We start from the raw sequence: 26,514 nt of genomic DNA, 5'->3' as shown, positions 1-26,514 counted from the left end.
ATGCGCTTCAAGGACAAGACCGCCGTGGTCACCGGCGGGGGCGGCGGCTTCGGCAGCGCCTTCGGGGCGGCCCTGGCCGCCGAGGGGGCGCGGGTGCTCCTGGCCGATGTGGACGGGGCCCTGGCCTCGGCGGCGGCGGCGGAGATATGCGCCAATGGCGGCGAGGCCATGGGCCTGGCCTGCGACGTGACCGACGAGGCCTCGGTTCAGGCCCTGATGGACGCAGCCCTGAGCAAGTGGGGCTCCCTGGACATCCTGATAAACAACGCCGGGGGCAGCATGGGCGTGCCCCAGGCCCCGGTAGACGAGGTGGAGACCGCCGACTGGGACAAGGTGGTGGAGCTCAACCTCAAGGGCACTTTCCTGTGCACCCGGGCGGCGGCCAGGATAATGAAGCAGGCCCGCTCGGGCAAGATCGTGAACCTCAGCTCCATCACCGCCCGCGCCGGGGGCAAGTTCACCCCGGTGCAGTACGTGGCCGCCAAGGGCGGCATCATCGCCCTGACCCGCCACGTGGGCCAGGAGCTGGCTCCCTTCGGCATCAACGTTAACGCGGTGGCCCCGGCCCTGGTGCTGAGCGGCGCGCGCATCCAGAAGATGTGGGACGAGCGCAAGACCGACGAGCAGCGGGCCCAGTTCATCGCGGGCATCCCCATGGGCCGTTTGCCCGAGGTCGGCGAGATCGTGGGCGCGGTGCTCTACCTCTGCTCGGCCGAGGCCGGCTTCGTGGTGGGGGTCACCCTGGACGTGAACGGCGGAGTCTTCTCCGCCTGAGACCGGCGGGCCGTGAACCCTCGGCCCGCCTTATAGAGAAAGACGCCATGAGCAAAGACCGACTAGGCGAACAACTGAGCCTGTGGGAAGAGGGGCCGGTGGCCAAGGCGCTCCAGGCCCGGGGCGAGCGCAAGGACAGCTTCGCCACGCCCTCGGGCATCCCGGTGAAGCGGCTCTACACGCCCTTGGACGTGGAGGCGGCGGGCCAGGACTACGTGGAGGACCTGGGTTTCCCGGGCCGCTTCCCCTTCACCCGGGGCAAGGACCCCCTGGGCTACCGCGCGGCTCCCTGGCTGTTCATGCAGTACGCCGGTTTCGGCGACGCGGCCGAGGCCAACAAGCGCTACCGCTACCTCCTGGCCCAGGGCGGGGCGGGCATCTCCATCGCCCTGGACCTGCCCACCCAGCTGGGCCTGGACTCGGACGACCCCCTGGCCGACGGCGAGGTGGGGCGCATCGGGGTGGCCCTGGATTCGCTGCAAGACCTGGAGACGGTGTTCGAGGGCATCCCCCTGGACCAGCCCCGCCAGATATCGTTGGTGGCCAACGCCATGAGCGTGGTGGGCCTGGCCATGTTCATCGCCCTGGCCAAGAAGCAGGGGGTGGACCCCGACCAGATCACCCTGCGCATCCAGAACGACATCCTCAAGGAGTTCATCTCCCGGGGCACCTACATCTACCCGCCCGAGCCCTCGCTGCGCCTGAGCTGCGACCTCATCGAGTACTGCGCCAACCACCATCCCAACTGGCTGCCGCTCACCCTGTGCGGCTACCACCTGAGGGAGGCGGGCTCGGACGCGGTGCAGGAGGTGGCCTTCAGCCTGGCCGACGGCCTGGCCTATCTGGATGAGGTGGCCCGGCGGGGGGCAAACCTGGATGCGGTGCTGCCTCAGCTCTCGGCCTTCATGAGCTGCAACATGAACTTCATGGAGGAGATCGCCAAGTTCCGGGTTATGCGCCGCCTCTGGGCCCGCCTGGCCAAGGAGCGCTACGGGGTGAGCGACCCGGACAAGCTGGGCCTGAGCCTGGTTAACTTCACCGCGGGCAGCACCCTCACCGCCCAGCAGCCCATGAACAACGTGGTGCGGGTGGCCATCGAGTGTTTGGCCGGGGTGCTGGGCGGTTGCCAGAGCCTGTTCCCCTGCTCCTACGATGAGGCCTTCTGCACCCCCACCGAGGAGTCGGTGAAGCTGGCCCTGCGCACCCAGCAGATCATCGCCCACGAGACCGGCCTGGCCGACACCATCGACCCCCTGGGCGGCTCCTACTTCTTGGAGAGCCTCACCGAGCAGATCGAGGCCAAGGTGCGCGAGCTCCTGGCCGAGGTGGAGAGCCAAGGCGGCGCGGTCAAGTGCATCGACAACCAGTGGTTCCGCCGGGCCATCGACGAGACCGCCTACGAGTGGCAGACCAAGGTGGACGCGGGCGAGCAGGTGGTGGTGGGGGTCAACGCCTTCACCGAGGAGGATGATCCGCCCATCGCCATCTTCCGGCCCCCGGCAGAGGCCCAGGAGCGCCAGATCGCCAAGCTAAAAGCCCTGCGCGCCTCGCGGGACCAGGCCAAGGTGGACGCGGCCCTGGAGGGGGTGGCCGCCGCGGCCCGCGAGGGCGTCAACACCGTGCCCGCCATCACCGCCGCGGTGGAGGCCTACGCCACCATTGGCGAGATCTGCGGCACCATGGGCCAGGTCTTCGGCCTGTACCGCGAGAGCGGGCTGTAGGGGAGGAGCATAAATAATGGCACGCAAGCATAGGGTGCTGATGGCCAAGCCGGGCCTGGACGGCCACGACCGGGGGGCGCGGGTGGTCTCCATGGGCCTGAGGGACGCGGGCTACGAGGTCATCTACACCGGACGGCGGGTGACCCCCGCCCAGATAGTGAGCACCGCCATCCAGGAGGATGTGGACCTGATCGGCCTGAGCATCCTCTCGGGGGCGCACATGACCCTCTTCGGCAAGACCCTGGACCTGCTCAAGGAGCAGGGGGCCGGGGACATCCCGGTGTTCGGCGGAGGCATCATACCGCCGGACGACGCGGGGAAACTGAAGGAGATGGGGGTCAAGGAAATATTCGGGCCCGGAGCCAGCCTGCCCAGCATCCTCACGGCCCTGGAAAAACATCTGCCGCGCTGAGGCGGGGAAAAAGATCATGCTGAAAAAGATAGACCACATCGGGATCGCGGTGCACCAACTGGAGCCCGCCCTGAAGCTTTTCGAGAAGGCCTTCGGCCTCAAGCCGATCAAGATCGAAACCCTGGAGGACATCTCCGTGCGCATCGCCTTCCTGCCGGTGGGCGAGGTACTCATGGAGCTGTTGGAGCCCACCGCGCCGGGGGCCGGACGCATCGGCCAGTTCCTTGAGGACAAGGGCCCCGGCTTCCACCACATCGCCTACCGGGTGGAGAGCCTGGAAGAGGCCATGGCCCAGTGCGAGGCCACGGGCGTGGCCCTGCGCGACAGCGGCCCCCGTCCGGGCGGCGACGACTCGCGCATCATCTTCCTGCAACCGGCCGACACCCAGAACGTGCTCACCGAACTGGTGGAGCGCTCCCGCGAGATTACCGGAGACTAGCCGTGAACATCCCCCAGCTTTGGCAGCAGCGGGCCACTGAGCAGCCCGACAAGGTCTTTTTGTATTTCGGCGGCCAGGAGATCACCTACGCCACGATGTTCGAGCGCATCAACCAGGCGGCCCGGGGCCTGGCCGCGCGGGGAGTGGGCGCGGGCGACTTCGTGGCCATCATGCAGACCAACGCGCCCGAGTTCCTCTACGCCTGGTTCGGCCTGAACATGCTGGGCGCGGTGGCGGTGCCCATCAACCCGGTGTTCACCGAGGCGGAGATGGGCTACATCCTGGGCCACTCCGGGGCCAAGGCCATGATCCTGGAGCCCAAGTTTTTGCCGCTCCTGGAGCAGGTGGAGGCCAGCGCCAAGGAGGCCCTGGGCGCGATCTTCGTCACCGGCGCGGAAGGCGAGGCCGCGGGCCACCAATGGTTCGGCGCGCTGCTCACCGGCGACGGCTCGCCCCTGGACATAGCGGTGGACGAGCAGGCCCCCTGCGTGTGCATCTACACCTCGGGCACCACCAGCATGCCCAAGGGTGTCTTGAACAGCCACTACGGCTGGGTGACCACCGGCCAGTCCTACGCCTACACCGTGGGCATCCAGGCGGCCGACCGGGTGATGACCCCCAACCCCCTGTTCCACGCCAACGCCCAGGTCTATTCCACCATGGGCGTGTTGAACGCCGGGGCCAGCCTGATCCTTCTGGAGCGCTTCAGCGGTTCGCGGATCATCGAGCAGGCGGTGGAGTACCAGGCCACCATCATGGTGCTGGTGCAGGCGGTGACCCCCTGGGTGTGGGCCCGCGAGCCCATGGCCATCGACCGCGAGCACACGGTGCGCACCATGGTGGCGGGCAGCGTGCCCCCCGACATCTACCCCGCCTTTGAAGAGCGCTTCGGCCTGAAGATTCAGACCATCTACTCCCTCACCGAATCCACCATGGCCATCATGGGCCCCCGCGAGGGCACCATGCCTAGGAAGCCCGGCACCATCGGGGTTCCCATGGAGCACCCCGACCCGTCCGTGGACAACGCGGTGCGCATCGTGGACGCCATGGGACGGGAGGCGGCCCCGGGCGGGCAGGGCGAGATCATCATCAAGAACCCGGCGGTGATGCTGGAGTATTACCGCGACCCGGAAAAGACCGCCGAGACCAAGCGGGACGGCTGGATTCACACCGGCGACGTGGGCTGGCGCGACGACGAGGGCTACATCCACTTCGTGGGCCGCCAAAAGGAAGTGATCCGCCGCCGGGGCGAGCTGATCAGCCCAACCCAGATCGAGGCGGTCTTGAACGCGCACGAGCTCATCGAGGAGTCGGCGGTGATCGGGGTGCCCAGCGATTTGGGCACCGGCGAGGAAGAGGTCAAGGCCTTCATCAAGCTGGTTGACGGCGCGTCGCTCAGCGAGGAGGAGGCCCGCGCCTGGTGCTCCGGCAAGCTGGCCGAGTTCAAGATCCCCGCCTTCATCGTGTTCGTGGAGGGCTTCGAGAAAAGCGCCATCGGCCGCATCAAGAAAGAGCTTCTCAAAAAACAGGGCTGAGCGCCCCGCCGCATTGCCCCTCAAGGAGAGACAGCATGGGTAGAGTAGCCATCATCGGGGTGGGGCAGTCGGCCTTTGTGCGCGGCTATCCCGGCTCCATCAAGGAACTGGCCTACGAGGCCTTCCGCGAGGCCATGGACGACGCGGGCCTGGAGCGCGGCGAGGTGCAGGGATCGCTGGTCTGTTCGGCCCCGGAGTACGACCGCCAGCGCTCCCCGGCCGGGGTCATCGCCGAGTACTGCGGCCTGAACCCCCAGCCCACCGCCTACGTGGAGAGCCTGTGCTGCTCCAGCACCACCGGGGTGCGCATGGCCTACGGCATGATCTCCGGCGGCCTGCACGAGACCATGATGGTGCTGGGCTTCCAGAAGATGAGCGAAATCTCCAGCTCCGAGACCCAGGAGCGCATGGGCCGGGGCGCGGACATCCAGTGGGAGAGCCCCTTCGGCACCATGATGCCCGCCTACTACGCCATGTTCGCGCGGGGGCACATGGCCCGCTACGGCACCACCGAAGAAGACCTGGCCCTCATCCGCGTCAAGGCCGCCACCTACGGCCAGATCAACCAGAAGGCGGTGTACCGCAAGGCGGTGGACCTGGAGCAGTGCCTGGCCGCCGACCCGGTGGCCGACCCGCTGAAGGTGATGGACTGCTGCGCCAACGCCGACGGCTCCAGCGCCCTGATCCTGGCCAGCGAGGCCAAGGTGCGCGAGCTGGGCATCGAAAAGCCGGTGTGGCTGATGGGCCTGGGCTCGGCCTCGGCCCCGGTGAACCTGGCCCTGCGCGATGAGTTCAGCGGCTTCGACGTGGCCCGCCAGGCGGCGGCCTCGGCCTACAAGATGGCCGGGGTGGGCCCGGGGGACATCGACGTGGCCGAGGTGCACGATTGCTTCACCATCGCCGAGATGATGGCCTACGAGAACCTGGGCTTCGCCGAGCCCGGCGGCGGCCCGGAGCTGATCCGCTCCAAGCAGACCTACCTGGACGGCTCCATCCCGGTGAACGTGGACGGCGGCCTCTTGAGCAAGGGCCATCCCATCGGAGCCACCGGGGGCAGCCAGATGCGCACCATCGTGTTGCAGCTCCGGGGCGAGGCGGGGGACATGCAGGTGAAGGACCCCGGCATCGGCCTGGTGCACAACGTGGGCGGCGTGGGCCTCTACGCCAACGTGCTGGTCATGGGGAGGTGAGGCATGGGCAAGGTTAAAAAGGAGAAGGACGTGCGCTTCGAGCGTTTCGGCTGGAAGGGCTTCACCTCCACCACCAAGGTCAACGACTTCATCGACCGCCTGGAAGAGGGCAAGGTCTGCGGCACCAAGTGCCCCGGCTGCGGCAAGCATTTCTTCCCGCCCCGGGCCGGCTGCCCGGACTGCGCCGAAGCCGGGCCCATGGAGTGGTTCGAGGTGAGCGGCACCGGCACCCTGGCCACCTACAGCGTGCTGCGCTTCGCGCCCCAGGGCTTCGAGGAAGACCTGCCCTATGCCATCGCCGTGGCCGACTATGGCGACTACAAGCTCTTCGGGAGGCTCAGCTCCTTCGGGCCGGGGGTGGAGCCCGGCTGCGAAGTGACCACCCGGGCGCTCAGCCTGCCCGGCGGGCGGGTGGCTTATGAGTTTGTGCCCGTGGCGGAGGAGTAGAATAGGGACTGCAACCTAGACTACTCACCGCGACGGCCAACGGGCCGGGGAGGAAGAGCATGCGAGCCATCTTGTTAAAGGAGTTCGGCGGGCCGGAACAGATGCACCTGGGCGAGGCCCCCCAGCCCGAGCTGCGCGAGCGCGAGGTGCTGGTCAAGGTGAAGGCCGTGGGGGTGAACCGGGCCGACACCCTGCAACGCAAGGGGCTCTACCCCCCGCCCAAGGGCGAGAGTGAGATCATGGGCCTGGAGCTGGCCGGGGAGGTGGTCGCCCTGGGGTCGGGCTGCTCCCTGTGCACCGTGGGTGAGAGCGTGTTCAGCATCGTCTCCGGCGGGGCCTACGCCGAATACTGCGCCATGGACGAGCGCCTGGCCATGCCCATCCCCGAGGGCCTGGACTACACCCAGGCCGCCGGCATGGCCGAGGTGTTCCTCACCGCCCACCAGGCCCTGTTCTGGCTCATGGGCCTGGAGGCCGAGGAGTGGGTGTTGATCCACGCCGGGGCCTCGGGGGTGGGCACCGCCGCCACCCAGCTGGCCCGCGCGGCCGGGGCGCGGGTGATGGTCACCGCCAGCAGCGAGGCCAAGCTGGCCACCTGCCGCTCCCTGGGGGCCGAGGTGGGCATCAACTACAAGGAACAGGACTTCGTGGCCGTGGCCAAGGAGGCCACCGGCGGCGCGGGGCCGGTGGGCCTGCTGGACTTCATCGGCGCGCCGTACTTCGGCCGCAACCTGGAGGCCCTGGCTCGGGAGGGCCGCATGGTCATGCTGGCCCTCATCGGGGGCGGCGAGGCGGACAAGGTGAACCTGCGCCTCATCCTGGGCAAGCGCCTCAAGATAATGGGCTCCACCCTCAGGGCCCGCAGCCTGGACTACCGCGCCAAGCTCATCGCAGACTTCAGCCGGCGCTGGCTGCCCCACTTCGAGGCGGGCGAGCTGAAGCCGGTGATCGACTCGGTGATGCCCTGGGGCCAGGCGGCGGAGGCCCACCAGCGCATGGAGGCCAACCTCAACACCGGCAAAATCATCCTCACGGTGGACTGATCGCGTTTCGGGCAGCATAATCTTGCCAGACCCGGCACGCGAGGCCGGGAGCAACACCACTGAGAGGACGCACCCATGAAGATAGTTTCCTTTTCCGCCACCTTCGGCCATTACTCCCCCGAGCCGGTGGAGTGGCTGCGCGCCCGGGGCTACGAAGTGGACCTGCACCCCATGGGCCTACGCACCGGCCGCGACTGCTCGGCCGCGCGCCTGGCCGACGTGGTGGGCATCGTGGCCGGCTTGGACCCCATCGGCCCTGACATCTACGACCTCGCCCCCCGCCTCAAGGTGGTGTGCATGCACGGGGCGGGCTTCCACCACATCGACCGGGAGGCGGCCACCCAGCGGGGCATCCGGGTGTGCAACGCGCCGGGCGGCAACGCCCTGGCCGTGGCCGAGGCGGCCCTGGGCCTGTGCTTCTCCCTGGCCCGCGAGCTCCCCCGCGCCGCCGGGGCCACCGCCGCCGGTGAGTGGCCCATCATGGTGGGCGGCCAGGTGAGCGACAAGACCATGGGCATCGTGGGCCTGGGCAAGATCGGCCGCACCCTGGCCAAGCTGGCCGGAGGCCTGGGCATGAAGCTCCTGGCCGCCACCCGCACCCAGCGCCCGGAGATCGCCGGGCCCCTGGGGGTGGAGCTGACCAGCCTGGAGGATCTCTTGGCGCGGGCCGACTTCGTGGTGCTCTTGACCCCCATCACCCCCGAGACCACCAACCTCATCGGCGAGCGCGAGCTGGCCTTGATGAAGCCCACCGCCTTTCTGCTCAACCTGGGGCGGGGCGGGGTGGTGGACGAACAGGCCCTGTACCGGGCGCTCAAGGACGGCCGCCCGGCGGGCGCGGCCCTGGACGTGCTCCGGGACGAGCCCAGCGTGGACACCCCGCTACGGGAGCTGCCCTCGGTGATCATCACCCCCCACCTGGCCGGCTACTCCCGCGAGGCCCTGCTGGCCACGGGCATGACCACGGTGGAGAACCTGGCCGCCGTCTTGGAGGGGCGCGAGCCGCCCTTCCCGGTGAACTGAGAGGCATCCATGGAGCTGTCCGCCGAAAGCCGCTCGTGGCTCAGCGCCATGCGGCGCGAGCTGCACATGCACCCCGAGCTCTCGCTCCAGGAAGAGCGCACCACCGCCCGCATCATCGAGCTGCTGAGCGAGATGGGAGCCGAGGCCTCTGGCCTGGAGGGCATGACCGGCGCGGTGGGGCTTATCCGGGGGGCCAGCGAGGGCCCCTGCCTGGCCATCCGGGCGGACATCGACGCCCTGCCGGTAAGCGAGCAGGGCGAGGCGGAGTACAAGTCCCAGTGTCCCGGCCTGATGCACGCCTGCGGCCACGACGGCCACACCGCCATATTACTGGGGGTGGCCCGCGAGGTCTTGGCCTCGGGCCTCAACCAAACCATGCGCGGCAGCCTCAAGCTGTTGTTCCAGCCCGCCGAGGAGACCGGCCAAGGGGCGCGCATGATGGTGGAGCGCGGGGTGCTGGACAACCCCAAGGTGGACCGGGTGATCGCGGCCCATGTGACCCCCAGCCGCCCGGCGGGCCAGGTGGGCGTCACCTTCGGCCAGAGCCACGCCTCCAACGACATCTTCAAGCTGCGCATCAGCGGGCGGGGAGCCCACGGCGCGCGGCCCCAGGAAGGCATCGACCCCATCGTGGCCGCGGCCAATCTGGTGGCCGGCTTGCAGTCCATCGTGGGGCGCAACCTCAACCCCCTGGAGGCGGGGGTGATCACCGTGGGCCGCCTGAGCGCGGGCGCGGCCAGCAACGTGATCCCCGACCACGCCGAGCTGGACGGCTGCATCCGGGCCATGAACCGGCCCAGCCAGGACCTGTTGCAGCGCCGTTTGCGCGAGATGGTGGAAGGCAACGCCGCCGCCTTCGGGGTGACCAGCGAGCTCACGATCAACGAGGTGTTCCCGGCCTGTTACAACGACCCCGAGGTGGCCGCCTTCATGCAGGCCATGGCCGAGACGGTGGTGGGGGCCGATAACGTGTACCAGGCCTCGCCGGTCACCGGCTCGGAGGACTTCGCCTTTTTCACCGCCGCGGTGCCCGGGGCCATGATCCGCCTGGGCTGCGGGCCGGGCGGCAAGGGCGCGCCCCTGCACGCCTCCAGCTTCGACCTGGACGAGGACGCCCTGGCCGTGGGCGTGGCGGTTTTTCTGCAAGCGGTGAAGACTTATCTGGCCTGACGGGCTTGTCTGACCCCCGCATTTGGTTTCACAATAGAACTAGCAAACGGGGAGAGGCATGAGCGAGGACAAACGGCAAGAGTTGGAAGCGCGCCTGGCCCGGGCCCGCGAGGATCTGGCCCAGGCCCAGGCGGCCATGCCCGCCCATTCGGTGCGGCCCTGGCAGTTCGAGCGCCTGGAGGCCGCCGAGGAGGCGGTGGCCCAGGCCGAGGCCGATCTGACCAGGTTCGAACTGGGATAGCGAAAAAGGATTACCCGCCTCCAAAGCACGGCGGGTAAAAATTACCCAGCCCCCCGCCCGGAGCCCTGCCCGCTCTCCCCGGGCATCATCCTGTTATCACATCCAAATAACGGTATCTTCCCCACGGGCCGTAGCCTGGCACGGCTGCTGCAGAAATTGGGGGCAAGAACCCGTTCCTCCAGACCAGGATCGCTTCATGGAACTGAGCCGCCGCCGCTTCTTGCAGACCTCGCTGACCGCCCTGGCCGGGGCGTCGGCCGGGCTCTGGCCAATGAGCGCGCGGGCGGACGGCGCCCGAGAGACGACCCTGAGCGCCCAGGAGAGCATGGTGAACCTGGGCCAAGGAGCGGAGTTCAAGGCCTTCAGTTTCAACGGCCAGTCACCGGGACCCGTCCTTAGGGTGCGGGAGGGGCAACGCCTTCGGGTAACTTTAAAAAATAGCCTACCTCACCCCACGACCATCCATTGGCACGGCCTCCCCGTGCCCAACCCCATGGACGGGGTGCCCGGCCTGACCCAGGCCGCCGTGCCGCCGGGCGGGCGATACACCTACCAATTCACCGCCCGTCCGGCTGGCACCTTCTTTTATCACTCCCACTCCGGCTATCAGCTGGACCAGGGGCTCTACGGCGCCTTGATCATCGACCCGGCCCGCCCGGTGGGCGGCTGGGACCGCGAGGAAGTGCTCTTGTTGGCCGACTGGGCCACGGTGGACGGGGGAGGGCCCGCCTCCCCGCGCCGCCGCCCGCCCAGCGGCGGCATGATGGGCCGGGGCATGATGGGTCGCCGCAACCGGGGCGGCCCCCCCGCCGAGCCCTGGTACGGCGCCTACGCGGTCAACGGCAAGGCCTACCCGGCCAGCGAGCCCATCAAGTTGCGGCGCGGCGACAAGGTGCGCCTGAGGCTGATCAACGCCTCCTCGGCCACGGCCTATGATCTGTCTTTGGCCGGGCACCAGCTCACCGTGATCGCCCTGGACGGCCAGCCGGTGACCCCCAAGGCCTTTGACGTGATCCGCTTGTCCATGGGCGAACGGGCCGACGTGGAGTTCATCGCCCGCAACCCCGGCGCCTGGCTTTTGCAGGCCCATGACACCGGCCTGGGCGAGAGCGGCCTGGCCGTGCCGGTGATTTACGAAGGCTCCGAGCCCAAGCCCCAGCCCCCCGCCTGGCGGCGGGAGATGAGCCTGGCCACCTATTGGGACCTGGCCGCCGCCCGTCCGGTGGCCCACCCCCCGGGCGAGCCCCGGCGCTGGTACCGCCAAATCTTGAGCGGGGGCATGCATTCGTCCTGGTGGAGCATCAACGGACGGGCCCACCCGGACAGCGAGCGCCTGTTGGTGGAGCCCGGCGACAAGGTGCGCCTGAGCTACTTCAACCGCTCCATGATGCCCCACCCCATGCATCTGCACGGGCACTTTTTCCGGATCGTGAATCCCGGGCTGGACCCCGGGCGCTGGTTGATCAAGGACACCGCCGTGGTGGAGCCTATGCGGCGGCTGGACATCGAGTTCGTGGCCGACAATCCCGGCCAGTGGTTCCACCATTGCCACAACCTCTATCACATGGAGGCGGGCATGGCCAACGTGGTGGCCTACGGCCCGGCTGGAGAGAAAGCATGAATTTTTTGAGCACTGCCATGGATTCCCTGCTGACCCCCGCCGCCCAGTACGGCCCGGGCGGCGGCTATGGAGGAGGCTGGGGCGGCCACATGATGTACGGCATGGGCTGGCTGGGAGGCCCCTTCATGATCATCTTCTGGATACTGCTCATCGTGGCCGGGGTGGCCCTGGTCAAGTGGCTCTTCGCGGCCAGCAAAAAGGACGGCCACGCGGCCCCTTCCGGCCCCTCCCAAGACCGCTCTCTGGCCATCCTGCGCGAGCGCTACGCCAAGGGCGAGATCGACCAAGAACAGTTCGCGGCCATGAAGCGCGAGCTGGAGGCCTGAGCCACAGCCCCCGGTGCCCTAACGCGCCTGCCCCAAGGACGCGCCATGCACCTGACGCCCCTGTTGCAGCAACCCCTGAGTGCGGCCGCCTCCCAGTCCGCCGCGGGCCCGGCCTCCGCCTTGTCGCCCGACGGCCTGGGCTGGCTGGTCAGCCCCCTGATGATCGTCTTCTGGATAATCCTGGCCCTGTTCGGCCTGGGCCTGTTCCACTGGGCGCGGCGGGCCTATTTGCGCGGCCAGGAGCCCTGGCCTCCCTCCGGGCCCTGATTCAGGCCGGGGCACAAGCTATATCTGGTCTGTTGGGCCCAAGCAGGGCATAATGAGGCCATGGATTTCCAGTCCCGCTACACCCGATACCGCCTGCCCGTGGTGGTGGCCATGTTGGCGGTCATCACCTACCTCCACCTGCGCCTGACCCCCGAGCAGGCGGTGGCCCACGTCTATTTGCAGGACCTCTACTTCCTGCCCATCATCCTCACCAGCTTCTGGTGGGGCCCCTGGTTGGGGCTGGTCGCCTCGGCCACGGCCAGCGGGCTCTATCTGCCCTTCATCCTGCTGCTGCACAAGTTCGAAACGCCCCAGATCACCGCCGCCTGCACCCAGATGCTCCTGTTCGCGGTGGTGGCCTTGTTGGTGGGCTGGTTGCGCCGCCGGGAGCAGGGCTTCCAGGGCCAGGCCCTGCGGGCGGAGAACCTGGCCGCCGTGGGCAAGGCCGTGGCCAGCGTGGCCCATGACATGAAGACCCCGCTCATGGCCATCGGCGGCTTCTCGGCCCAGGTGAAGCGCAAGCTGGACCCGGCCAGCAGCGAGGCCCACAAGCTGGAGGTGGTGGTGGAGCAGACCGCCCGCCTGGAGTCCATGGTCAAGGAGATGCTGGACTTCTCGCGCCCCCTGGAGCTGCACCAACAGCAGGTGGAGCTGGGGCCTTTGGTGGAGCGCATATTGGAAGTGGCCGCGCCCCTGGCCGAGGAGAACCAGGCCCGCCTGGTCAGCGACCTGCCCGCCGGCCTGCCCGCGGTTTCGGCCGACCCCGAGCGCTTGCAGCAGGCCCTGATAAACCTGGTGGGCAACGCGGCCCAGGCCTCGCCCCAGGGCGGGGAGGTGCGCCTGAGCGCCCAGCGCCGCGACGGCGAGGTGGTGCTCACGGTCAGCGACCAGGGGCCGGGGGTGCCCTCCGAGCAGCGCGAGGCCATCCTGACCCCCTTCTTCACCACCAAGAAGGGCGGCACCGGCCTGGGCCTGCCCGTGGTCATGAAGATCGCCGAGGCCCATCACGGCCGCCTGGAGGTGGGCGAAAACCATCCCTCGGGCGCGGCCTTCAGCCTCAGCCTGCCGCTAACGCCCGCCGAATAGAACCCGTCCGCTTGCTTTTTTGGGATTTGCCCTCGCCCGGCGGAGCCGGCCGCTAGAGGTCGCTCAGGCCGCCTTGTTCCAGCACCTGCTCGAACAGCTGCACGCAGCGCGGATCGAACTGGCCGCCCGAGCCCCGCTTGAGCTCCTCCAGGGTGTCGGCCAGGCTGAGCGGCGGGCGGTAAGGGCGCTGGGTGCGCATGGCGTCCACGCTGTCGGCCACGGCCATGACCCGGGCCAGGAAGGGAATCTCCTCCCCGGCCAGGCCGTCGGGATAGCCCTTGCCGTCCCAGCGCTCGTGGTGGGCCCGGATGAGGGGGCGCACCGGGGCCAGCAGCCCCACGTCCTTGAGAATCATCTCGGCGATCACCGGGTGCCGCTTGATGTGCTCGCACTCCTCGGTGGTCAGCGGGGTGCGCTTGTTGAGGATCTCGCCCTTGACCCCGATCTTGCCCACGTCGTGCAGCTCGGCCGCGAACTCCAGGCGGGTGAGCTCCTCGGGGCCCAGCCCGGCGGCGCGGGCCATGGCCAGGGAGATCTGGCGCACCCGGTCGGCGTGGCCCCGGGTGTAGGGGTCCTTGGCCTCCACCGCCCCGGCCAGGCCCATCACCACCTCCATGGCCGCGGTCTCCAGCTGCTCCAGGGTCTGGTTAAGCTCGCGGCGGTACTGCTCGCGTTCGGCGGCGGTGCGCCGCTGGCGGGTTACGTCTACCGCGGTGCCGATCACCCCGGTCACCCGGCCCTGGGCGTCGATGAGCGGGCTGTTGTAGGCGACGAAGATGCGCTCCGCGCCGTCGGGGCGGATGGCCCGGAACTCCACGTCGGTGACCATCTTGCCCTCGTCGCGCAGGGCCTTGAAGGCCTTGATGCAGTGGTAGTGGTCCTCGGGGTGCACGATGTCGATGAAGTAACGCGCCTGGGCCTCGTGGGGCTCCACCCCCATGAGCTCTTTTACCTTGGGCCCCACGAAGGTGAAGGCCCCGTCCCGGTCCAGGCTGTAGATGAACTGGGGGTTGCTCTCCACCAGGGAACGGTAGCGCGCCTCGGAGCTGGCCAGGTCGGCGGTGCGCTGGGCCACCACCTCCTCCAGGGTGGCGTTGAGCGCGGCCAGCTCCTGCTCGCGCCGCTGCACCTCCAGGCGCGACCATATCTGCTGCACCAGGGCCCGGCGGTGCAGGCCGTTGGCCAGAAGCAAAAGCATGGTCGCGGCCAGCAGGGTGCCGCTGTTGTGCAAGAGGATCAACGGCGGGGCCAGGGGCGGGTCGTGCAGCACCTGGGGGATCAGGTACACCGCCAGAATCCCGGCCCCGATGATGCCCGCCACCGCCGGGCGCACCGGGACGAGCACCAGGGCGGCGATGAGCACCAGGCCCAGGCCCGCGTAGTAGCGCGCCCCCTCCATGCCCATCCTGATCAGCATCACCTCCAGCATGGCCGCCACGGCCAGGGCGGCGGCCACGGTGAGGCCCTCCTGCCAGGCCTGGGCGGTGTAGACCCGGTTGAGCAGGTACATGACCCCCAGCAGGGCGGCGGCTATGAAACGCAGGGTGAGGAACTGCTCGAAGTAGGCCGGCACCTGCAACCAGTCCACCACCGCGAAGGCGGGCACCAGCACCACCCCGGCCAAAAAGCCGATGTTCAGCCGCGAACGCAGCGTGTCCATGTAAAGGCGCTGGAACTCGGCTTGCTCACTCTGGGGCGGGGCTGGCGATGGCATAAGGCGGTCTTGGCCTCGGGCTTAGGTTGGCGTGGGTTCGATAATAAACTCTTGGTAGCGCTTTTGCACCTCTTCGGGCGTCCGCAGGGACCAGGGCTCCAAGAGGTCGCTCTCGAACAGCCGCTGGGGGCTCACCCGCGAGGGGTGATAGGTCTTGAGCAGCTCCGAGCCGCGATACTCCGGCATGCAGTGCAGGGCGAAGCTGACCAGCTCCGAGCAGAACCAGCTGGAGCGGCTGTTGAAGGGGTTGCGGCAGTGGTTGAGGCCGGGGATGAAGTCGCCCACTTTGCAGACCTTGTCCATGAGCATGCCGAAGATGCCGGCGTAGGAGTAGCCCTGGCCCAGCTTGGCCCGGGCCGCGTCCAGGAGCAGGGAGGCCTTGTCCGGGGTCAGGCCCTTGGGCCGCCGGAAGTAGACCAGGTGCTTGCCGTCGAAGTATTCCTCCAGATAGTTGCGCACCACCCCCTCGCCGGTGGCCTCGATGCAGTAGTCCTCGTTCTCCACCAAAAAGGCGTGGGTAACCGCCACGCCGCTTATGGCCTCGTCGCCGGTGAAGATGCTGATGCCGTCGGAAACAAAGTCGCCCGCCACCCGCGAGAAGCCCACCAAGCCGGGCTCGTAGGTGACCCCATACACCGGCTTAACCTGGATACGGCTTTCCTGGCCCATGATAATCCCCCCTCCCCCGGGCCCGCCGCCCGCCGGGAAGCTTGCGGCGTGGCTGTGGCGCGGGCCGGTCCCGGGCTCAATGGCCTATAAGGTGTCTACTTATCTGCTTAGCATAGCGGCGGGCGGGGTGTCCACGGCATAGACCGGGGCCCGCCTTGACCGCCGCGGGGGGAGTGCGGCTAAATGGTAAGCAGGAGGTAGCTCCGCCATGGACCAAGATCAGCCCCAGTCCCTGGAAGAGATCAACCGCGCCCTGTCCGCCTCCCGCCGGCGCTGGGAGGAAGAGATGGACCCGGCCATGCGCCGCCGCAAGGCGGTGGCCCGCTGGACGGTGCGGGCGGGAATCGTGGTGCAGGGGGTCATGGGCGCGGCGGGGCTCTGGGCGGCCGGGCGGCCCCGCCTGGCCCTGGGCGCGGCGCTGCTCTGCCTGCTCATCCTGGCCGCCGCCATTTTGGCCCGCCGCCAGCTGCCGGATTAGGTCCGACAATTCTTGACCCCCTGTCCATCCCGTTCTACAATGTCCCCACATACCAGGATCGGCATCATTTGATTTAATAGGGAAGACGGTGCGAATCCGTCGCGGTCCCGCCGCTGTAACCGGGGACGAAACCCGCCTTGATGCCACTGCCGCGCACAGCGCGGCGGGAAGGCGCGGGGACTAGGAAGAACCGGAAGCCAGAAGACCTGCCGAACCTGCCAGGAACCCGATGCGCCGGCCCGGACCGGCCGCGGCGCCCGCCTTGGCGGGGCCCCGCGCGGGCTCCGTTTCTGGGCGGCCAAGCAAGCTGGGTGCAGCCCCCCGAACCTTTAACGGTCCGGGGGGCTTTTTTATTCGCGGCCCTCCGGCAAATAAAGCGGAGGGTCGTTTTGTTGGACGGAAGGTGGATTGACGGAGTTTTGTGGTCCTGCCTGCTGGTCATGCTCCTGGCCAGCCTGGGCCTGCTCTGGGAAATGTCGGCCGGGGCGACCCCCTGGCCAATGGGGGACCTGGCCCAGGGGCTGGTGCGGCCATGAACCAGGCGCAGGGGCGGGAAAACCGCTGGGAGGCCACGCGGGCCTGGGAAAACCTCTACCATGCGGCCAAGGCTCTGGAGCAGGGCCGGGGCGACTGGCGGGAGGCGACCATCGCCTGCCGGGCGGCCATGGAGATGCTTTTGGAGTTCCCGCCGGGGCAGGTGGTGGCCCTGGTGGAGCAATCGGATCTGCCCACCCGGGCGGTGGTGAGCTGGCTGGCCTTCGAGGGCGCCCGGCTGGGCGGGCCCTACCGCGAGAGCGCCGCCACCCTGGCCCTGCACTGGGAGGCGCTCAACCTGGGGCAGAGGGTCATCGCCCCGCCAGCCCCGGACCAGGAGGCCCGGCCGCAGGCTTAATTCAATTCCCCCCCGCCGGAGGCCCGCCTCCTCCTCTCCTTGACGAGCTTTCGGTGGGGGGGTAACTTTGTAAAAAAAGGCACAGCTGCGCGTGACACCGCCCCGGAGGGGAGGGCCGCGCCGGGAGAAGACATCGTGATCAACGCCCGCTCCATCAACACCATATTGGTCCTTAGCCTGGCGGCCATGGTCCTGTTCAGCCTGCCTCTGGTCTGGCAAGCGCGTCAGCCGCTCTCGGAGATCGTGAGCGCCACCCAGGCCCAGGCCGCCGCCCAGCGCTAAGCGCCCACCCGGAAAGCCGACCGTGGAAATCACCACCGCTTGGGAAAACCTGTTTCATGCCGTCAAGGCCCTGGAAGCCCGTCAGGGCGACTGGGAGGTGATGGCCGCCACCTGCATGGCCGCCATGGAGATGCTCCTGGAGTTCCCGCCCGGGGAGGTCCTGGAGGTGGTGGAGAAATCCGAGCTGCCCACCCGGGCCACCATCAGCTGGCTGGCCTTCGAGGGCTCCAAGCTGGGCGGGGACAACCGCGAGCGGGCCCTGGGCCTGGCTGCCCATTGGGAGGCGGCCAACCCCGGCGAGAAGCTCATCGCGCCTCCCCCCGGCGCGCCGGACAAGCCCCTGGTCATTCACTAGACCGAGAGCCCGTTTCCTTTTCCCGCGCCAGGCGCTCTAACACCTCGCGGCGGCTGGCCGCGTCCAAGGAACTCCAAGTCACGATCTCCTCGATGGTGCGGCCGCAACCTTCGCACACATCTTGCCCGTCCAGCACGCAATACCCGGTGCAGGGCGAATCCGCGGCGCATTCCGCCAGGGTCGGCTTGCTCCCCGGCGAGTCCGCGCTGCCTGAGCCCTTCTTTTTCATGCCCGCTTCCTTTGCCCAATGGCCCGAAGAAGAGTTGCCTTGTCTGGCGGGCAGCCTAGCACGCCGGCGCGGCGCGTCAAGCGGCCCTGCTATAATGCGGGCCGAGTGCCGCGCATGAATAACCAACCGCCATACGCGGGTCCGCCCTGGGCCGCGCCGGAGCTTTGGGCCGAGGCCAACGCCGCCCTCCTGCGCCTGTGCGCCGGGCAGGGCATGGGCCCGGCCCGCGCCCTGGCCGAAGAGCTGGCCCGGGCCCTGGACTCCCTGGAGCCGGCCATGGAGCGGCTCTGCGGAGCAACCTGCCCCCGCTGCCTGGAGCCCTGCTGTGTGCGGGCCCGGGTGTGGGCCGATTTCCCGGACCTGCTTTTCATGCACCTGAGCGGCCAGGCCCTGCCCGTGGCCCAGCTCAGGGCCGAGCCCGGCGGCCCCTGCGCCCACCTGGGCCCCAAGGGCTGCCGCCTGCCCCGCCTCAGCCGCCCCTGGGTCTGCACCTGGTATCTCTGCCCCGAGCAAAAGGCCCGCCTACGGGCCTGGAGCCCGGAGGAGCGCAGGGCGGTGGAGCGGGGCCTGGCGCGGGTCAAGGAGCTGCGGGGGGCCATGGCGGCGGCGGCGGCACTTCAATAAATTCCCCAACATAGGTCATTACTAATTTACACGGGACCCACGGTCATCTTATGGTGATGGATGGTGGAATCCGGGCCGGGGCGGCGGGGGCCGTGCCGGACCGGGTGGCCGGCTCGCCCATCGCGCTTACGGGGTCCACTGTTCCGGGCGTTCCGGCGCTGGCCTGCAAGGGGGAAAAATGCTGCCAGTCTTGGTGCCCGGCTATAGCCTGGGTCCGGCCATGGGTCTGGCTGTCAACACCCTGTTGTTGATGGCCTGCCTCCTGTTGCATTGGTTCAACCCCCGCCTCAAGATCCTCAGCAGTCTGGGCCTGTTCTACCTGGCCCTGGCCGGCTTTTTCCTGGGATACCTGGTCTACGCCCTCCAGCTCTCGTCCAACACCATCCTGCTGGGCTACGGCCTCATGCTGGCCTCGGTGGTGTGGATGCCCTTCACCTGGTCCTGGGTGGCGGCCCATCTGGGCGGGAGGCGGCCGGGGCCTTTCTTCACCGTCACCCTGGCCGCCGCCATAAGCCTGAGCCTGCTGCTGCTCCTGTGGCGCACCCCGGCGGTGCTATCCCTGCCCCTGGAGGCCTCGGGCCACCCCGGGGTGCTGCGCCCCAGCTCCTGGCTGGTCAAGCCGCTGATCTACTACTACGGCATGACCCTGGGGGTGCTCTACTTCTACTCCATGTACTTCCGCTGGTGGCCCGGCCCCAAGCGGCCGGTTTTTTTGCGCCCCCTCACCGTGGGCGTGGCCATGATGGTGGCCGGGGGCATCGTGGACGCCCTGACCTCCCTGGGCCTGCCCGGCCTGCTGCCCTTCAAGGTGTTCTGGCTTTGCAGCATGGGCATGTCCCTGTGCGCCGCCCTGTCGGTGGCCCTGCATCTGCGTGGGGTGGAGAGCGCCCTGGTGCGCAGCGAGGAGAAGCACCGCACCATCCTGCAAGACATGGAGGAGGGCTACTACGAGGTGGACCTGAGGGGCAACCTCACCTTCTTCAACCAGGCCCTCTGCCGCATAACCGGCTACACCCCCGAGGAGCTGACCGGCCTGAACAACCGGGCCTACATGAGCCCCCAGGCGTCCGCCGAGGTGAGCCAGACCTTCCGCCGGGTGTACCAGACCGGGGAGGCCGCCGCGGCCCTGGACTGGGAGCTATGGCGCAAGGACGGTTCCCGCCGGATCATCGAGGTTTCCATATCCCTGGTCAAGGGCGCGCGGGGCAAGGCCACCGGTTTCCGGGGCATCGCCCGCGACGTCACCGAGCAGAAGCGGGCCCAGGAAGAGATCGTGCGGCGCTCCGAGCAGCTGCGCGAGTTGGCCGTGCAGCTCTCGCGCACCGAGGAGCGGGAGCGCCGCCGCCTGGCCCAGGACCTGCACGACGGGGTGGGCCAGTATCTGGCGGTGTGCAAGCTCAAGCTGACCCGCCTGATGGACAAGGGCGGCGAGGCGGTGCTAAAGCCCCTGAGCGTGCTCCTGGGCCTCTTGGAGCAGGCCATCGCCGACACCCGCAGCCTGACCAGCCGCTTGAGCCCCCGCGTGCTGGATGAGATCGGCCTGGAGGCCGCCTTGTCCGGGCTGGCCGAGGAGACCACCCGCCTGCACGGCCTCAAGGCCGAATATGTCCGCCAGGGCGATCCCCCGGTCCTGGACCAGGAGACCCGGGCCTTCCTCTACCGCGCGGCGGGCGAGCTGCTGCACAACGTGGCCAAGCACGCCGGGGCCCTCCGGGTGCGCCTGGAGCTGGCCCAGGAGGACGGCGCGGTGCGCCTGAGCGTGGAGGACGACGGCCGGGGCCTGGACCCGGAGCAGGCCCTGCGGCCCCGCAGCGGGGGGCTGGGCCTGTTTTCCATTCAACAGCGGGCCGAGCACATGGGCGGCCGCCTTTCCCTGGAAAGCGGGCGGCCCGGGGCCCGCCTGGTGCTCACCCTGCCCCTGACCCCCGGCGCGGAGACCAAGCCATGACCGTGCGCATACTCCTGGTGGACGACCACAAGATCATGCGGGAAGGCATCAAGAGCCTGCTGGACGAGGAGCCCGGCCTGGAGGTGGTGGGCGAGGCCGAGCACGGCCACCAGGCGGTGCAGCTCTGCCAGCGGCTGCAACCCGGGGTGGTGCTCATGGACGTGTCCATGCCCGGGCTCAACGGCATCGAGGCCACTCGCAAGCTCCTGAGCCAGGGTTCCGAGGCCCGGGTGCTGGCCCTGTCCATGCACCGCGACCCCCGTTTCGTGGCCGGTATGCTCGAGGCCGGGGCGCGGGGCTATCTGCTCAAGGACTGCTCGGCCGGGGAGCTGATCAACGCCATCAGCCTGGTGGCCCAGGGCCGGGGATACATCAGCCCCGAGGTGGCCGAGGTGGTGGTGGACGGCTTCGTGGGGCGCCTGGACCTGGAGCGGGCCCATCTGCCGGCCAGCGTGCTCAGCCCCCGCGAGCGCGAGGTGCTCCAGCTCCTGGCCGAGGGCAAAAGCACCGCCCAGATCGCCGAGACGCTGCACCTGGGGGTCAAGACCGTGGAGACCCACCGCCGCAACCTTATGGAAAAACTGGACATCGACAACCTGGTCGACCTGGTGCGCTATGCCCTCAAAGAGGGGATAGTCTCCCTGGACGACTGGCTGGCCAGCCGAAAGCTCGAAAACTAGACCCGCCGGGATCCCGCCTGAAAATTTTTGCGCCAAATCCTTAGGCCATTCGCGCCAAAGCTCCTAACCGCCCTTCTCGAGGCTGTATTAGCTTGGGATCACAACGAGGGAGGAAACACGCCCCGTTGTTATCCCGAAGCTGATCCATAGCCATGGAAGGAACCAGATGAGAACGCCGCTTCGCAACATCTTGGCGGTCGCCCTGATGTTGGCCCTGTGCCCGAGAGGCGGCATGGCCTTGCGGGCCAGAGAATAAGCCCCTTGCGGGCCTTTCCCCTCCTGTTGAACGGACCCGGCGGGACGGAAAAGGCCTTCTAAGCCGGGCCGCCTCGTTTCGGGGCGGCCCGGCACTCTCCCAGGGGTGGGGGGTTGCGGGTCCGTAAAAAAAGAAGTCCGGCAAGGAGTCGCCCCTCTCCTTGCCGGACTTCCTTTGGTCTAGGTAAAATTGTGAATAATGGTAAGAACCAGTTAAGCTATATTAAATCTGCAAATGATTGGGGGCGGGATCATGTCGAATTTTCCGAATTATTTATTTAAATATTGTCCGCTATCAGACCAAACGATCGACCAACGTATAAGACCGATATTTACGGAAAGGAAACTATACTTTTCATCACCTAAGGACTTTAACGATCCGTTTGAATGTAACGTAGAGATAGTTAGGTTTACAAAAAACAAAGAACGTTGGAGAGATTTTATGCCTGGTCACGTTAAGAGAATGCATCCTGGATTTAACAGGAAGCAACGGAGAGGTCTTGCTAAAACTAGGATTAAAGAGAGGCAATATGAGAATGTTAACCCTGAGCATATTTATGACAGTCTAAAAACGAGATTTAACCAACATGGTATCCTTTGTTTGACTGAAGTTCCTGATAATTTATTGATGTGGTCGCATTACGGCAGTAGCCATGAAGGAGTTTGTCTTTGCTTTGATTGTAATAATGAATTTTTCGGTAGAGCAAACAAAGTAGAGTACCTTGATGTTTGTCCTACATTTACCGGGCCGGACACTCCTGATCGGGAATTGATTAAGGCAATTTTCTATTCGAAACACTCTGGTTGGAAATATGAAAAAGAGTGGAGAATTATCCAGATCCAGGGAGGCGGTAAAAGCCATATATTCCCAAGCGGGGCGCTGACAGATGTGTATTTTGGTTGCCGAACCAAAGAGAAACATAAGCGAATGATTGTGGAGTGGTCGCAATCAATGAGCCAAAGGCCTAAGCTTTTTGAATACCACAGGGAAAAAAGGGTATTCGGGTTAGAGTTGCATTCATGGGGTCAAATGTCTGGGAATTAAGGCCGTTGCTTACATAGACTGGAATATATCTGTATTAAAGGTGGGCTAAGCGCTCGAAGCCTGAAATAGTGCGTTCCTCTGGTGGGAGCGGGGGGACTCGAACCCCCATGCCTTGCGGCACTGGCTCCTAAGGCCAGCGTGTATACCAATTCCACCACGCTCCCGTGGCCACCAACAATAAGCCAAGCCTCGCCGGGCGTCAACCGCCTGGCGCGCCCCGGGCAAGACGGCGTTTGTCCAGCCGCGCCGCCAGGTTGACACCCCATGGGGGCTAGGCTAGATTTAGCCCACTCAGCTTCCCGCCAAAAAGGAGAAATCGTGCGACCCGACGGCCGCCAGCCCATGCAGATGCGTCCCCTGAGCCTTAAGCCCGGGGTGAACCCCTATGCCGAAGGAAGCTGCCTGGCCGAGCTGGGCAACACCAAGGTGCACTGCACCGCCTCGGTGGAAAAGGGCGTCAAGCGTTGGCTGGAGGGCAGCGGGCGGGGCTGGGTGACCGCCGAGTACGCCATGCTGCCCCGGTCCACCAACACCCGCACCGGCCGCGACCACCGCACCGGGGGCCGGGCCCAGGAGATCAGCCGCCTCATCGGGCGCAGCCTCCGGGCCGCCGTGGAGCTGGAGAGCCTGGACGGCTACACCATCACCGTGGACTGCGACGTGCTGGTGGCCGACGGCGGCACCCGCTGCGCCTCCATCTGCGGGGGCTGGGTGGCCCTGGCCGCCGCGCTGCGGGGTTTGGGCGTCGCGCCCGCCAGGCAGGTGGGAGCCATCAGCCTGGGCCGGGTGGAGGGCTCGCTGCTGTTGGACCTGTGCTACGCCGAGGACTCCACCGCCGAGCTGGACCTCAACCTGGTGCTCACGCCCGAGGGCCTGGTGGAGGTGCAGGGCACCGGCGAGCACGGGGTGTTTTCCCCGGCCGAGCTGGACGCCCTGGTAAAAGCGGGCGAAACGGCGGGGCAAGAGATTTTCGCGGCTCAGCGCGCCGCCCTGGAGGCCTAGCCTTGCAACTGGTCTTGGCCTCGGGCAACAAGGGCAAGCTGGCCGAGATCAAGGCCATGTGCGCGCCCATGGGCATCGAGGTGGTCACCGCCGCCGAGCTGGGCTTTACCGAAGACGTTCCCGAAACCGGCGACACCTTCGAGGACAATGCGCGGCTCAAAGCCGTGGCGGTTAGCCAGGCCCTGGGGCGGCCCGCCCTGGCCGACGACTCGGGCCTGGTGGTGGCCGCCCTGGAGGGCGCGCCGGGGGTGCACAGCGCCCGCTACGCCGGCGGGCACGCGGACGACGCGGCCAACAACGCCAAGCTCCTGGCCGCCATGGAAGGCGTGCCGGTGGACGAGCGCGGCGCGGCCTTCGTGTGCGTAATGCTCTGCCGCCGGCCGGACGGGGCCGAGCTGATCGCCCGCGGCCGCCTGGAGGGGCGCATCGCCCTGGCCCCGGCGGGCGACAGCGGCTTTGGCTACGACCCGCTGTTCGAGCTGCCGGAGCAAGGACTGACCGTGGCCCAGCTGGGGCCCGGCCAGAAGAACGCCATCAGCCACCGGGGCCAGGCCCTACGCGAGCTGGCCAAGGGGCTGGGCGGGTTTTTGCGGGACTAACTATAGAGAATTCAGGTCGGGGCGTGGCGCAGTCGGGCAGCGCACCTGCCTTGGGCGCAGGGGGTCCCCGGTTCAAATCCGGGCGCCCCGACCAATTTCACCCCCAGCGGAGGGCCAGCTGAGCCGTGCCGCGCGCTGTCATCCATTGGGCCTGGATCATCCTGGCCGTCAGCTTCGCCAACCTGTTCATAAACTTCTCGGCCCGCCTGGGCTACGGGGTGGTGCTGCCCTCCATGCTGGAGCCGCTGGGCCTCTCCCGGGCGGCCGGGGGCACCATCTACAACGCCTACCTGCTGGTGTACCTGATCTTCACCCCGGTGGCGGGCTACCTCAACGACCGCTTCGGCAGCCGGGTGGTGGTCACGGTCTGCGCCCTGATCCTGGGCGTCGGGCTCATGGGCATGGGCTGGGCCGGCGGGCTGGCCGGCGCGTCGGGGGCCTTCGCCTTGGCCGGGCTGGGGGCCACCGGCTTCTGGGCCCCGCTCATGGCCCTGGTGCAGCGCTGGGTGGCTCCCCGGCGGCGGGGCCTGTTCCTGGGCATCTTCTCCACCGGCTACGGCCTGGGCCTGGCCTGCATGGGGGCCCTGTTCCCGCTCATCGTGGCCGCGCTCAACTGGCGCTGGGCCTGGTGGATATTGGGCGGGGCCGCGCTGAGCATGGTGGTGGTCAACCTGCTCTTGGTCAGGAGCAGCCCCGAGGAGATCGGCCTGCGGCCCTGGGGCGAGGCGCAGCCCTACGAAAAACCCGCCGCCGGCGGGGCCTCGGCCTGGGAGCCCGGCCTGCTGGCCCAGGTGTTCAAGCAGCGCCTGTTCTGGGTCATCGGCCTGTCGTATTTTTGCGTGGTCTACGCCATCTACGGCGTGACCACCTTCATGGTGGACTACGCCCAGCACTCCCTGGGGGTGCCCCTGGCCTCGGCCTCGCAGCTGGCCACCATCCACGGCCTGTCCCAGGTGCTGGGGGTGATCGTGGTGCTGCCCTTGTCGGACAAGCTGGGGCGGCGCAACACCATCCTCATCTCCAACAGCTGTATCGCCGCCTCCATCCTGGGCATCCTGCTCTGGGGCGGCGACTGGCAGGCCCTGTGCGTGCTGGTGGGGGTGCTGGCCTTTTTCTTCGGGGCCAACTTCCCCATCTACGGGGCCTGCTCGGGCGACTACTTCCCGCGCCAGATCATGGCCACGGTCATCGGCGCCTGGACCGTGTTCAACGGCCTGGGCTCCATCTGCGTGCACTGGGTGGCCGGGCTGCTGCGCGATTACACCGGCGGCTACGGCGTTAGTTTCGGCATCGACGTGGCTCTGGCCCTGGCGGCGGTGGGGCTCATGCTCCTGGTGCCCAACCGGAAGGCGGCCTGATCGGAAGGCTTTGCTCACCGGCCGAATTGGTGTAGCCTTTATGTAGCTTCCATTCTTCTCGTTCTGCCCCCGAGGAAATTGGCTAAAGGAAAAGCGGAGCCCATTGGACGGGCCCGCGGCCCGGCGTGGCCACAAGCACCCGTAAGCGAGGACGCAGCCATGAAAAAGATAATCTTCGTATTGCTGTTGGCCCTGGCGATGCTGCCCGGCGTGGCCCTGGCCGACAGCATCGGCTACGAGGGCACCCAAATCCCGGGCCTGAAGGTGGAGGGCTACGTGGGCTGGCACCGCACCAGCGCCACCGCCAGCGAGTTCAAGGTCTCCTGGGACGAGAAGGAGTCCCTGGCCGCCTACTGCGCCGACCTGCTCACCTCAGGAGTGGGCGGCGAGTACAACGTGCAGTCCCTGACCAACTTCGATTACGACAAGTACGAGTCTCTCTACCAGGCCGCCTGGATCATGGAGAACTACTCGCCCTCCCTGACCACGGTGGACGGCGCCTACGCCAAGGAGACCGCCACCGCGGTGCAGGCGGCCCTGTGGACCCTGTTCGACGACTTCGCCCTCACCGGGGTGTCGGGCAGCCGCTGGCAGCGCAACTACGTGACCGACCTGTACTACACCATGCTGGGCGAGGCTTCCAAGGTGGACTTCAGCTCCTACACCTTCAAGAACGACTTCCAGTACGGCACCAGCCACAAGCACCAGGACGTGCTTTTCGTCGCCCAGGGCGGCGGGGCCGCCGCGCCGGAGCCGGGCAGCATGCTCCTGATGGGCAGCGCCCTGTTGGGCACGGTGGGCTATCTGCGCCGCCGCAGGAAGGCCAAGCCCAAGACCGCCTGATCGGGCCCGCAAAAAATTCGACGCCCGCTTCCCAGTTGGGAAGCGGGCGTTTTGTTTAACGGGCGGCGTCCTTCAGGAATCCGTTCGCATCAGCAGGGATCGTAAAAAAAGGGACCAGCCTTGCGGGGGCCTAGTGCGTTGGCGAGGCGCGCGGTTGCAGCGATTTGTCGACCGAGGCGTATAAACAATACGTCGAGGGAGTCAAATCGCGAAACAAGCGCCGCAGGCAGCAATAGGCACCCGCTG

At 67.5% G+C, this 26,514-nt stretch carries 31 protein-coding genes, 2 tRNA genes and 1 riboswitch; of the genes, 29 read left to right on the top strand and 4 right to left on the bottom strand.

Annotation, left to right across the window (positions count from 1 at the left end; translation table 11 throughout):
- The 15 genes from KQH53_19325 (at position 1) to KQH53_19255 (ending at position 13,295) form a co-directional block, all read left to right on the top strand.
- Complete coding sequence (locus KQH53_19325) at positions 1-774, top strand: SDR family oxidoreductase (protein ID MCB2228834.1); 774 nt, start codon at positions 1-3, stop codon at positions 772-774.
- Between the two features lie 47 nt (positions 775-821).
- The gene (locus KQH53_19320; protein ID MCB2228833.1) at positions 822-2,495 is read left to right on the top strand and encodes a methylmalonyl-CoA mutase; all 1,674 of its coding nucleotides are present in this window, start codon (positions 822-824) and stop codon (positions 2,493-2,495) included.
- Positions 2,496-2,511: 16 nt separating this feature from the next.
- Positions 2,512-2,907 (top strand): cobalamin B12-binding domain-containing protein, encoded by a 396-nt coding sequence (locus tag KQH53_19315; protein MCB2228832.1) that lies wholly within the window; start codon positions 2,512-2,514, stop codon positions 2,905-2,907.
- Between the two features lie 16 nt (positions 2,908-2,923).
- The gene (locus KQH53_19310; protein ID MCB2228831.1) at positions 2,924-3,346 is read left to right on the top strand and encodes a VOC family protein; all 423 of its coding nucleotides are present in this window, start codon (positions 2,924-2,926) and stop codon (positions 3,344-3,346) included.
- Positions 3,347-3,348: 2 nt separating this feature from the next.
- Positions 3,349-4,881, top strand: coding sequence for an AMP-binding protein (locus tag KQH53_19305; protein MCB2228830.1), 1,533 nt, complete (start codon positions 3,349-3,351; stop codon positions 4,879-4,881).
- A gap of 35 nt (positions 4,882-4,916) precedes the next feature.
- Positions 4,917-6,071 carry a hypothetical protein gene (locus tag KQH53_19300; protein ID MCB2228829.1) on the top strand — a complete coding sequence of 385 codons (1,155 nt, stop codon included), beginning with the start codon at positions 4,917-4,919 and terminating at the stop codon, positions 6,069-6,071.
- Positions 6,072-6,074: 3 nt separating this feature from the next.
- Positions 6,075-6,518: an OB-fold domain-containing protein gene (locus tag KQH53_19295; protein ID MCB2228828.1), complete on the top strand. Its 444-nt coding sequence runs from the start codon at positions 6,075-6,077 to the stop codon at positions 6,516-6,518.
- Between the two features lie 59 nt (positions 6,519-6,577).
- Positions 6,578-7,561, top strand: a complete 984-nt coding sequence (locus KQH53_19290) for an NAD(P)H-quinone oxidoreductase (GenBank protein MCB2228827.1) — start codon at positions 6,578-6,580, stop codon at positions 7,559-7,561.
- 75 nt (positions 7,562-7,636) lie between these two features.
- Positions 7,637-8,584 (top strand): phosphoglycerate dehydrogenase, encoded by a 948-nt coding sequence (locus KQH53_19285; protein ID MCB2228826.1) that lies wholly within the window; start codon positions 7,637-7,639, stop codon positions 8,582-8,584.
- Positions 8,585-8,593: 9 nt separating this feature from the next.
- Entirely contained in the window at positions 8,594-9,754 is a 1,161-nt protein-coding gene (locus KQH53_19280) for an amidohydrolase (protein ID MCB2228825.1), read from the top strand.
- Positions 9,755-9,812: 58 nt separating this feature from the next.
- Positions 9,813-9,995, top strand: coding sequence for a hypothetical protein (locus tag KQH53_19275; protein ID MCB2228824.1), 183 nt, complete (start codon positions 9,813-9,815; stop codon positions 9,993-9,995).
- 196 nt (positions 9,996-10,191) lie between these two features.
- A complete protein-coding gene (locus KQH53_19270; protein MCB2228823.1) occupies positions 10,192-11,616 on the top strand; it encodes a multicopper oxidase family protein in 1,425 nt (474 codons plus the stop codon).
- Positions 11,613-11,942, top strand: a complete 330-nt coding sequence (locus tag KQH53_19265; GenBank protein MCB2228822.1) for an SHOCT domain-containing protein — start codon at positions 11,613-11,615, stop codon at positions 11,940-11,942. Before KQH53_19270 ends, KQH53_19265 begins: the two co-directional genes overlap by 4 nt.
- Before the next feature lie 45 nt (positions 11,943-11,987).
- On the top strand, positions 11,988-12,209 hold the full coding sequence (locus tag KQH53_19260; GenBank protein MCB2228821.1) for a hypothetical protein: 222 nt from the start codon (positions 11,988-11,990) through the stop codon (positions 12,207-12,209).
- A gap of 60 nt (positions 12,210-12,269) precedes the next feature.
- The gene (locus KQH53_19255) at positions 12,270-13,295 is read left to right on the top strand and encodes a hypothetical protein (GenBank protein ID MCB2228820.1); all 1,026 of its coding nucleotides are present in this window, start codon (positions 12,270-12,272) and stop codon (positions 13,293-13,295) included.
- A gap of 52 nt (positions 13,296-13,347) precedes the next feature.
- Here the strand turns inward: KQH53_19255 and KQH53_19250 are convergent, their stop codons facing one another.
- Both KQH53_19250 and KQH53_19245 read right to left on the bottom strand, forming a co-directional pair.
- Complete coding sequence (locus KQH53_19250) at positions 13,348-15,009, bottom strand: PAS domain S-box protein (protein ID MCB2228819.1); 1,662 nt, start codon at positions 15,007-15,009, stop codon at positions 13,348-13,350.
- 21 nt (positions 15,010-15,030) lie between these two features.
- Positions 15,031-15,678: a hypothetical protein gene (locus KQH53_19245; GenBank protein MCB2228818.1), complete on the bottom strand. Its 648-nt coding sequence runs from the start codon at positions 15,676-15,678 to the stop codon at positions 15,031-15,033.
- A 208-nt stretch (positions 15,679-15,886) separates the two neighbouring features.
- Between KQH53_19245 and KQH53_19240 the strand changes: the two genes are divergently transcribed.
- The 5 genes from KQH53_19240 to KQH53_19220 all read left to right on the top strand — a co-directional run bounded on the left by KQH53_19240 (position 15,887) and on the right by KQH53_19220 (position 17,685).
- Entirely contained in the window at positions 15,887-16,156 is a 270-nt protein-coding gene (locus KQH53_19240; GenBank protein MCB2228817.1) for a hypothetical protein, read from the top strand.
- 42 nt (positions 16,157-16,198) lie between these two features.
- Positions 16,199-16,385, top strand: a riboswitch (cobalamin riboswitch).
- A 160-nt stretch (positions 16,386-16,545) separates the two neighbouring features.
- Positions 16,546-16,692, top strand: a complete 147-nt coding sequence (locus KQH53_19235) for a hypothetical protein (protein ID MCB2228816.1) — start codon at positions 16,546-16,548, stop codon at positions 16,690-16,692.
- Complete coding sequence (locus KQH53_19230) at positions 16,689-17,048, top strand: hypothetical protein (GenBank protein MCB2228815.1); 360 nt, start codon at positions 16,689-16,691, stop codon at positions 17,046-17,048. Before KQH53_19235 ends, KQH53_19230 begins: the two co-directional genes overlap by 4 nt.
- A 135-nt stretch (positions 17,049-17,183) precedes the next feature.
- On the top strand, positions 17,184-17,330 hold the full coding sequence (locus tag KQH53_19225) for a hypothetical protein (GenBank protein ID MCB2228814.1): 147 nt from the start codon (positions 17,184-17,186) through the stop codon (positions 17,328-17,330).
- A gap of 22 nt (positions 17,331-17,352) precedes the next feature.
- Entirely contained in the window at positions 17,353-17,685 is a 333-nt protein-coding gene (locus KQH53_19220) for a hypothetical protein (GenBank protein MCB2228813.1), read from the top strand.
- Here the strand turns inward: KQH53_19220 and KQH53_19215 are convergent.
- The gene (locus KQH53_19215) at positions 17,675-17,914 is read right to left on the bottom strand and encodes a DUF1289 domain-containing protein (protein MCB2228812.1); all 240 of its coding nucleotides are present in this window, start codon (positions 17,912-17,914) and stop codon (positions 17,675-17,677) included. The two genes, KQH53_19220 and KQH53_19215, sit on opposite strands and share 11 nt — an antisense overlap.
- A 114-nt stretch (positions 17,915-18,028) precedes the next feature.
- On the opposite strand from KQH53_19215, the gene KQH53_19210 reads away from it, so the two are divergent.
- The 4 genes from KQH53_19210 (at position 18,029) to KQH53_19195 (ending at position 22,466) form a co-directional block, all read left to right on the top strand.
- Positions 18,029-18,538, top strand: a complete 510-nt coding sequence (locus KQH53_19210; protein MCB2228811.1) for a hypothetical protein — start codon at positions 18,029-18,031, stop codon at positions 18,536-18,538.
- Between the two features lie 178 nt (positions 18,539-18,716).
- Positions 18,717-20,486 carry a PAS domain S-box protein gene (locus KQH53_19205; protein ID MCB2228810.1) on the top strand — a complete coding sequence of 590 codons (1,770 nt, stop codon included), beginning with the start codon at positions 18,717-18,719 and terminating at the stop codon, positions 20,484-20,486.
- Positions 20,483-21,166: a response regulator transcription factor gene (locus KQH53_19200; GenBank protein MCB2228809.1), complete on the top strand. Its 684-nt coding sequence runs from the start codon at positions 20,483-20,485 to the stop codon at positions 21,164-21,166. Before KQH53_19205 ends, KQH53_19200 begins: the two co-directional genes overlap by 4 nt.
- A 697-nt stretch (positions 21,167-21,863) precedes the next feature.
- On the top strand, positions 21,864-22,466 hold the full coding sequence (locus tag KQH53_19195; GenBank protein ID MCB2228808.1) for a DUF2971 domain-containing protein: 603 nt from the start codon (positions 21,864-21,866) through the stop codon (positions 22,464-22,466).
- Between the two features lie 79 nt (positions 22,467-22,545).
- Here KQH53_19195 and KQH53_19190 read toward each other — a convergent pair.
- Positions 22,546-22,630 (bottom strand) — tRNA-Leu (locus KQH53_19190).
- A gap of 100 nt (positions 22,631-22,730) precedes the next feature.
- Between KQH53_19190 and rph the strand changes: the two genes are divergently transcribed.
- The 5 genes from rph (at position 22,731) to KQH53_19165 (ending at position 26,268) form a co-directional block, all read left to right on the top strand.
- A complete protein-coding gene (gene rph, locus KQH53_19185) occupies positions 22,731-23,468 on the top strand; it encodes a ribonuclease PH (protein MCB2228807.1) in 738 nt (245 codons plus the stop codon).
- Between the two features lie 2 nt (positions 23,469-23,470).
- On the top strand, positions 23,471-24,067 hold the full coding sequence (locus tag KQH53_19180) for an XTP/dITP diphosphatase (GenBank protein ID MCB2228806.1): 597 nt from the start codon (positions 23,471-23,473) through the stop codon (positions 24,065-24,067).
- 17 nt (positions 24,068-24,084) lie between these two features.
- A tRNA-Pro gene (locus KQH53_19175) sits at positions 24,085-24,161 on the top strand.
- A gap of 31 nt (positions 24,162-24,192) precedes the next feature.
- Positions 24,193-25,425, top strand: a complete 1,233-nt coding sequence (locus KQH53_19170) for an MFS transporter (GenBank protein ID MCB2228805.1) — start codon at positions 24,193-24,195, stop codon at positions 25,423-25,425.
- A gap of 159 nt (positions 25,426-25,584) precedes the next feature.
- The gene (locus tag KQH53_19165) at positions 25,585-26,268 is read left to right on the top strand and encodes a PEP-CTERM sorting domain-containing protein (GenBank protein MCB2228804.1); all 684 of its coding nucleotides are present in this window, start codon (positions 25,585-25,587) and stop codon (positions 26,266-26,268) included.
- The last annotated feature ends 246 nt before the right edge of the window (positions 26,269-26,514 follow it).

Source organism: Desulfarculaceae bacterium (assembly GCA_020444545.1).
Classification (GTDB): Bacteria; Desulfobacterota; Desulfarculia; order Desulfarculales; family Desulfarculaceae; genus Desulfoferula.
This window is presented reverse-complemented; position numbering and strand designations above follow the sequence as displayed.

Coding starts and splice junctions, on each gene's coding strand:
- KQH53_19255 (MCB2228820.1), top strand. CDS start 12,270: ATGGATTTCCAGTCCCGCTACACCCGATACCGCCTGCCCGTGGTGGTG.
- KQH53_19320 (MCB2228833.1), top strand. CDS start 822: ATGAGCAAAGACCGACTAGGCGAACAACTGAGCCTGTGGGAAGAGGGG.
- KQH53_19240 (MCB2228817.1), top strand. CDS start 15,887: ATGGACCAAGATCAGCCCCAGTCCCTGGAAGAGATCAACCGCGCCCTG.
- KQH53_19210 (MCB2228811.1), top strand. CDS start 18,029: ATGAATAACCAACCGCCATACGCGGGTCCGCCCTGGGCCGCGCCGGAG.
- rph (MCB2228807.1), top strand. CDS start 22,731: ATGGGGGCTAGGCTAGATTTAGCCCACTCAGCTTCCCGCCAAAAAGGA.
- KQH53_19205 (MCB2228810.1), top strand. CDS start 18,717: ATGCTGCCAGTCTTGGTGCCCGGCTATAGCCTGGGTCCGGCCATGGGT.
- KQH53_19325 (MCB2228834.1), top strand. CDS start 1: ATGCGCTTCAAGGACAAGACCGCCGTGGTCACCGGCGGGGGCGGCGGC.
- KQH53_19200 (MCB2228809.1), top strand. CDS start 20,483: ATGACCGTGCGCATACTCCTGGTGGACGACCACAAGATCATGCGGGAA.
- KQH53_19310 (MCB2228831.1), top strand. CDS start 2,924: ATGCTGAAAAAGATAGACCACATCGGGATCGCGGTGCACCAACTGGAG.
- KQH53_19300 (MCB2228829.1), top strand. CDS start 4,917: ATGGGTAGAGTAGCCATCATCGGGGTGGGGCAGTCGGCCTTTGTGCGC.
- KQH53_19280 (MCB2228825.1), top strand. CDS start 8,594: ATGGAGCTGTCCGCCGAAAGCCGCTCGTGGCTCAGCGCCATGCGGCGC.
- KQH53_19260 (MCB2228821.1), top strand. CDS start 11,988: ATGCACCTGACGCCCCTGTTGCAGCAACCCCTGAGTGCGGCCGCCTCC.
- KQH53_19265 (MCB2228822.1), top strand. CDS start 11,613: ATGAATTTTTTGAGCACTGCCATGGATTCCCTGCTGACCCCCGCCGCC.
- KQH53_19215 (MCB2228812.1), bottom strand. CDS start 17,914: ATGAAAAAGAAGGGCTCAGGCAGCGCGGACTCGCCGGGGAGCAAGCCG.
- KQH53_19250 (MCB2228819.1), bottom strand. CDS start 15,009: ATGCCATCGCCAGCCCCGCCCCAGAGTGAGCAAGCCGAGTTCCAGCGC.
- KQH53_19295 (MCB2228828.1), top strand. CDS start 6,075: ATGGGCAAGGTTAAAAAGGAGAAGGACGTGCGCTTCGAGCGTTTCGGC.
- KQH53_19290 (MCB2228827.1), top strand. CDS start 6,578: ATGCGAGCCATCTTGTTAAAGGAGTTCGGCGGGCCGGAACAGATGCAC.
- KQH53_19165 (MCB2228804.1), top strand. CDS start 25,585: ATGAAAAAGATAATCTTCGTATTGCTGTTGGCCCTGGCGATGCTGCCC.
- KQH53_19195 (MCB2228808.1), top strand. CDS start 21,864: ATGCCTGGTCACGTTAAGAGAATGCATCCTGGATTTAACAGGAAGCAA.
- KQH53_19275 (MCB2228824.1), top strand. CDS start 9,813: ATGAGCGAGGACAAACGGCAAGAGTTGGAAGCGCGCCTGGCCCGGGCC.
- KQH53_19230 (MCB2228815.1), top strand. CDS start 16,689: ATGAACCAGGCGCAGGGGCGGGAAAACCGCTGGGAGGCCACGCGGGCC.
- KQH53_19315 (MCB2228832.1), top strand. CDS start 2,512: ATGGCACGCAAGCATAGGGTGCTGATGGCCAAGCCGGGCCTGGACGGC.
- KQH53_19285 (MCB2228826.1), top strand. CDS start 7,637: ATGAAGATAGTTTCCTTTTCCGCCACCTTCGGCCATTACTCCCCCGAG.
- KQH53_19245 (MCB2228818.1), bottom strand. CDS start 15,678: ATGGGCCAGGAAAGCCGTATCCAGGTTAAGCCGGTGTATGGGGTCACC.
- KQH53_19270 (MCB2228823.1), top strand. CDS start 10,192: ATGGAACTGAGCCGCCGCCGCTTCTTGCAGACCTCGCTGACCGCCCTG.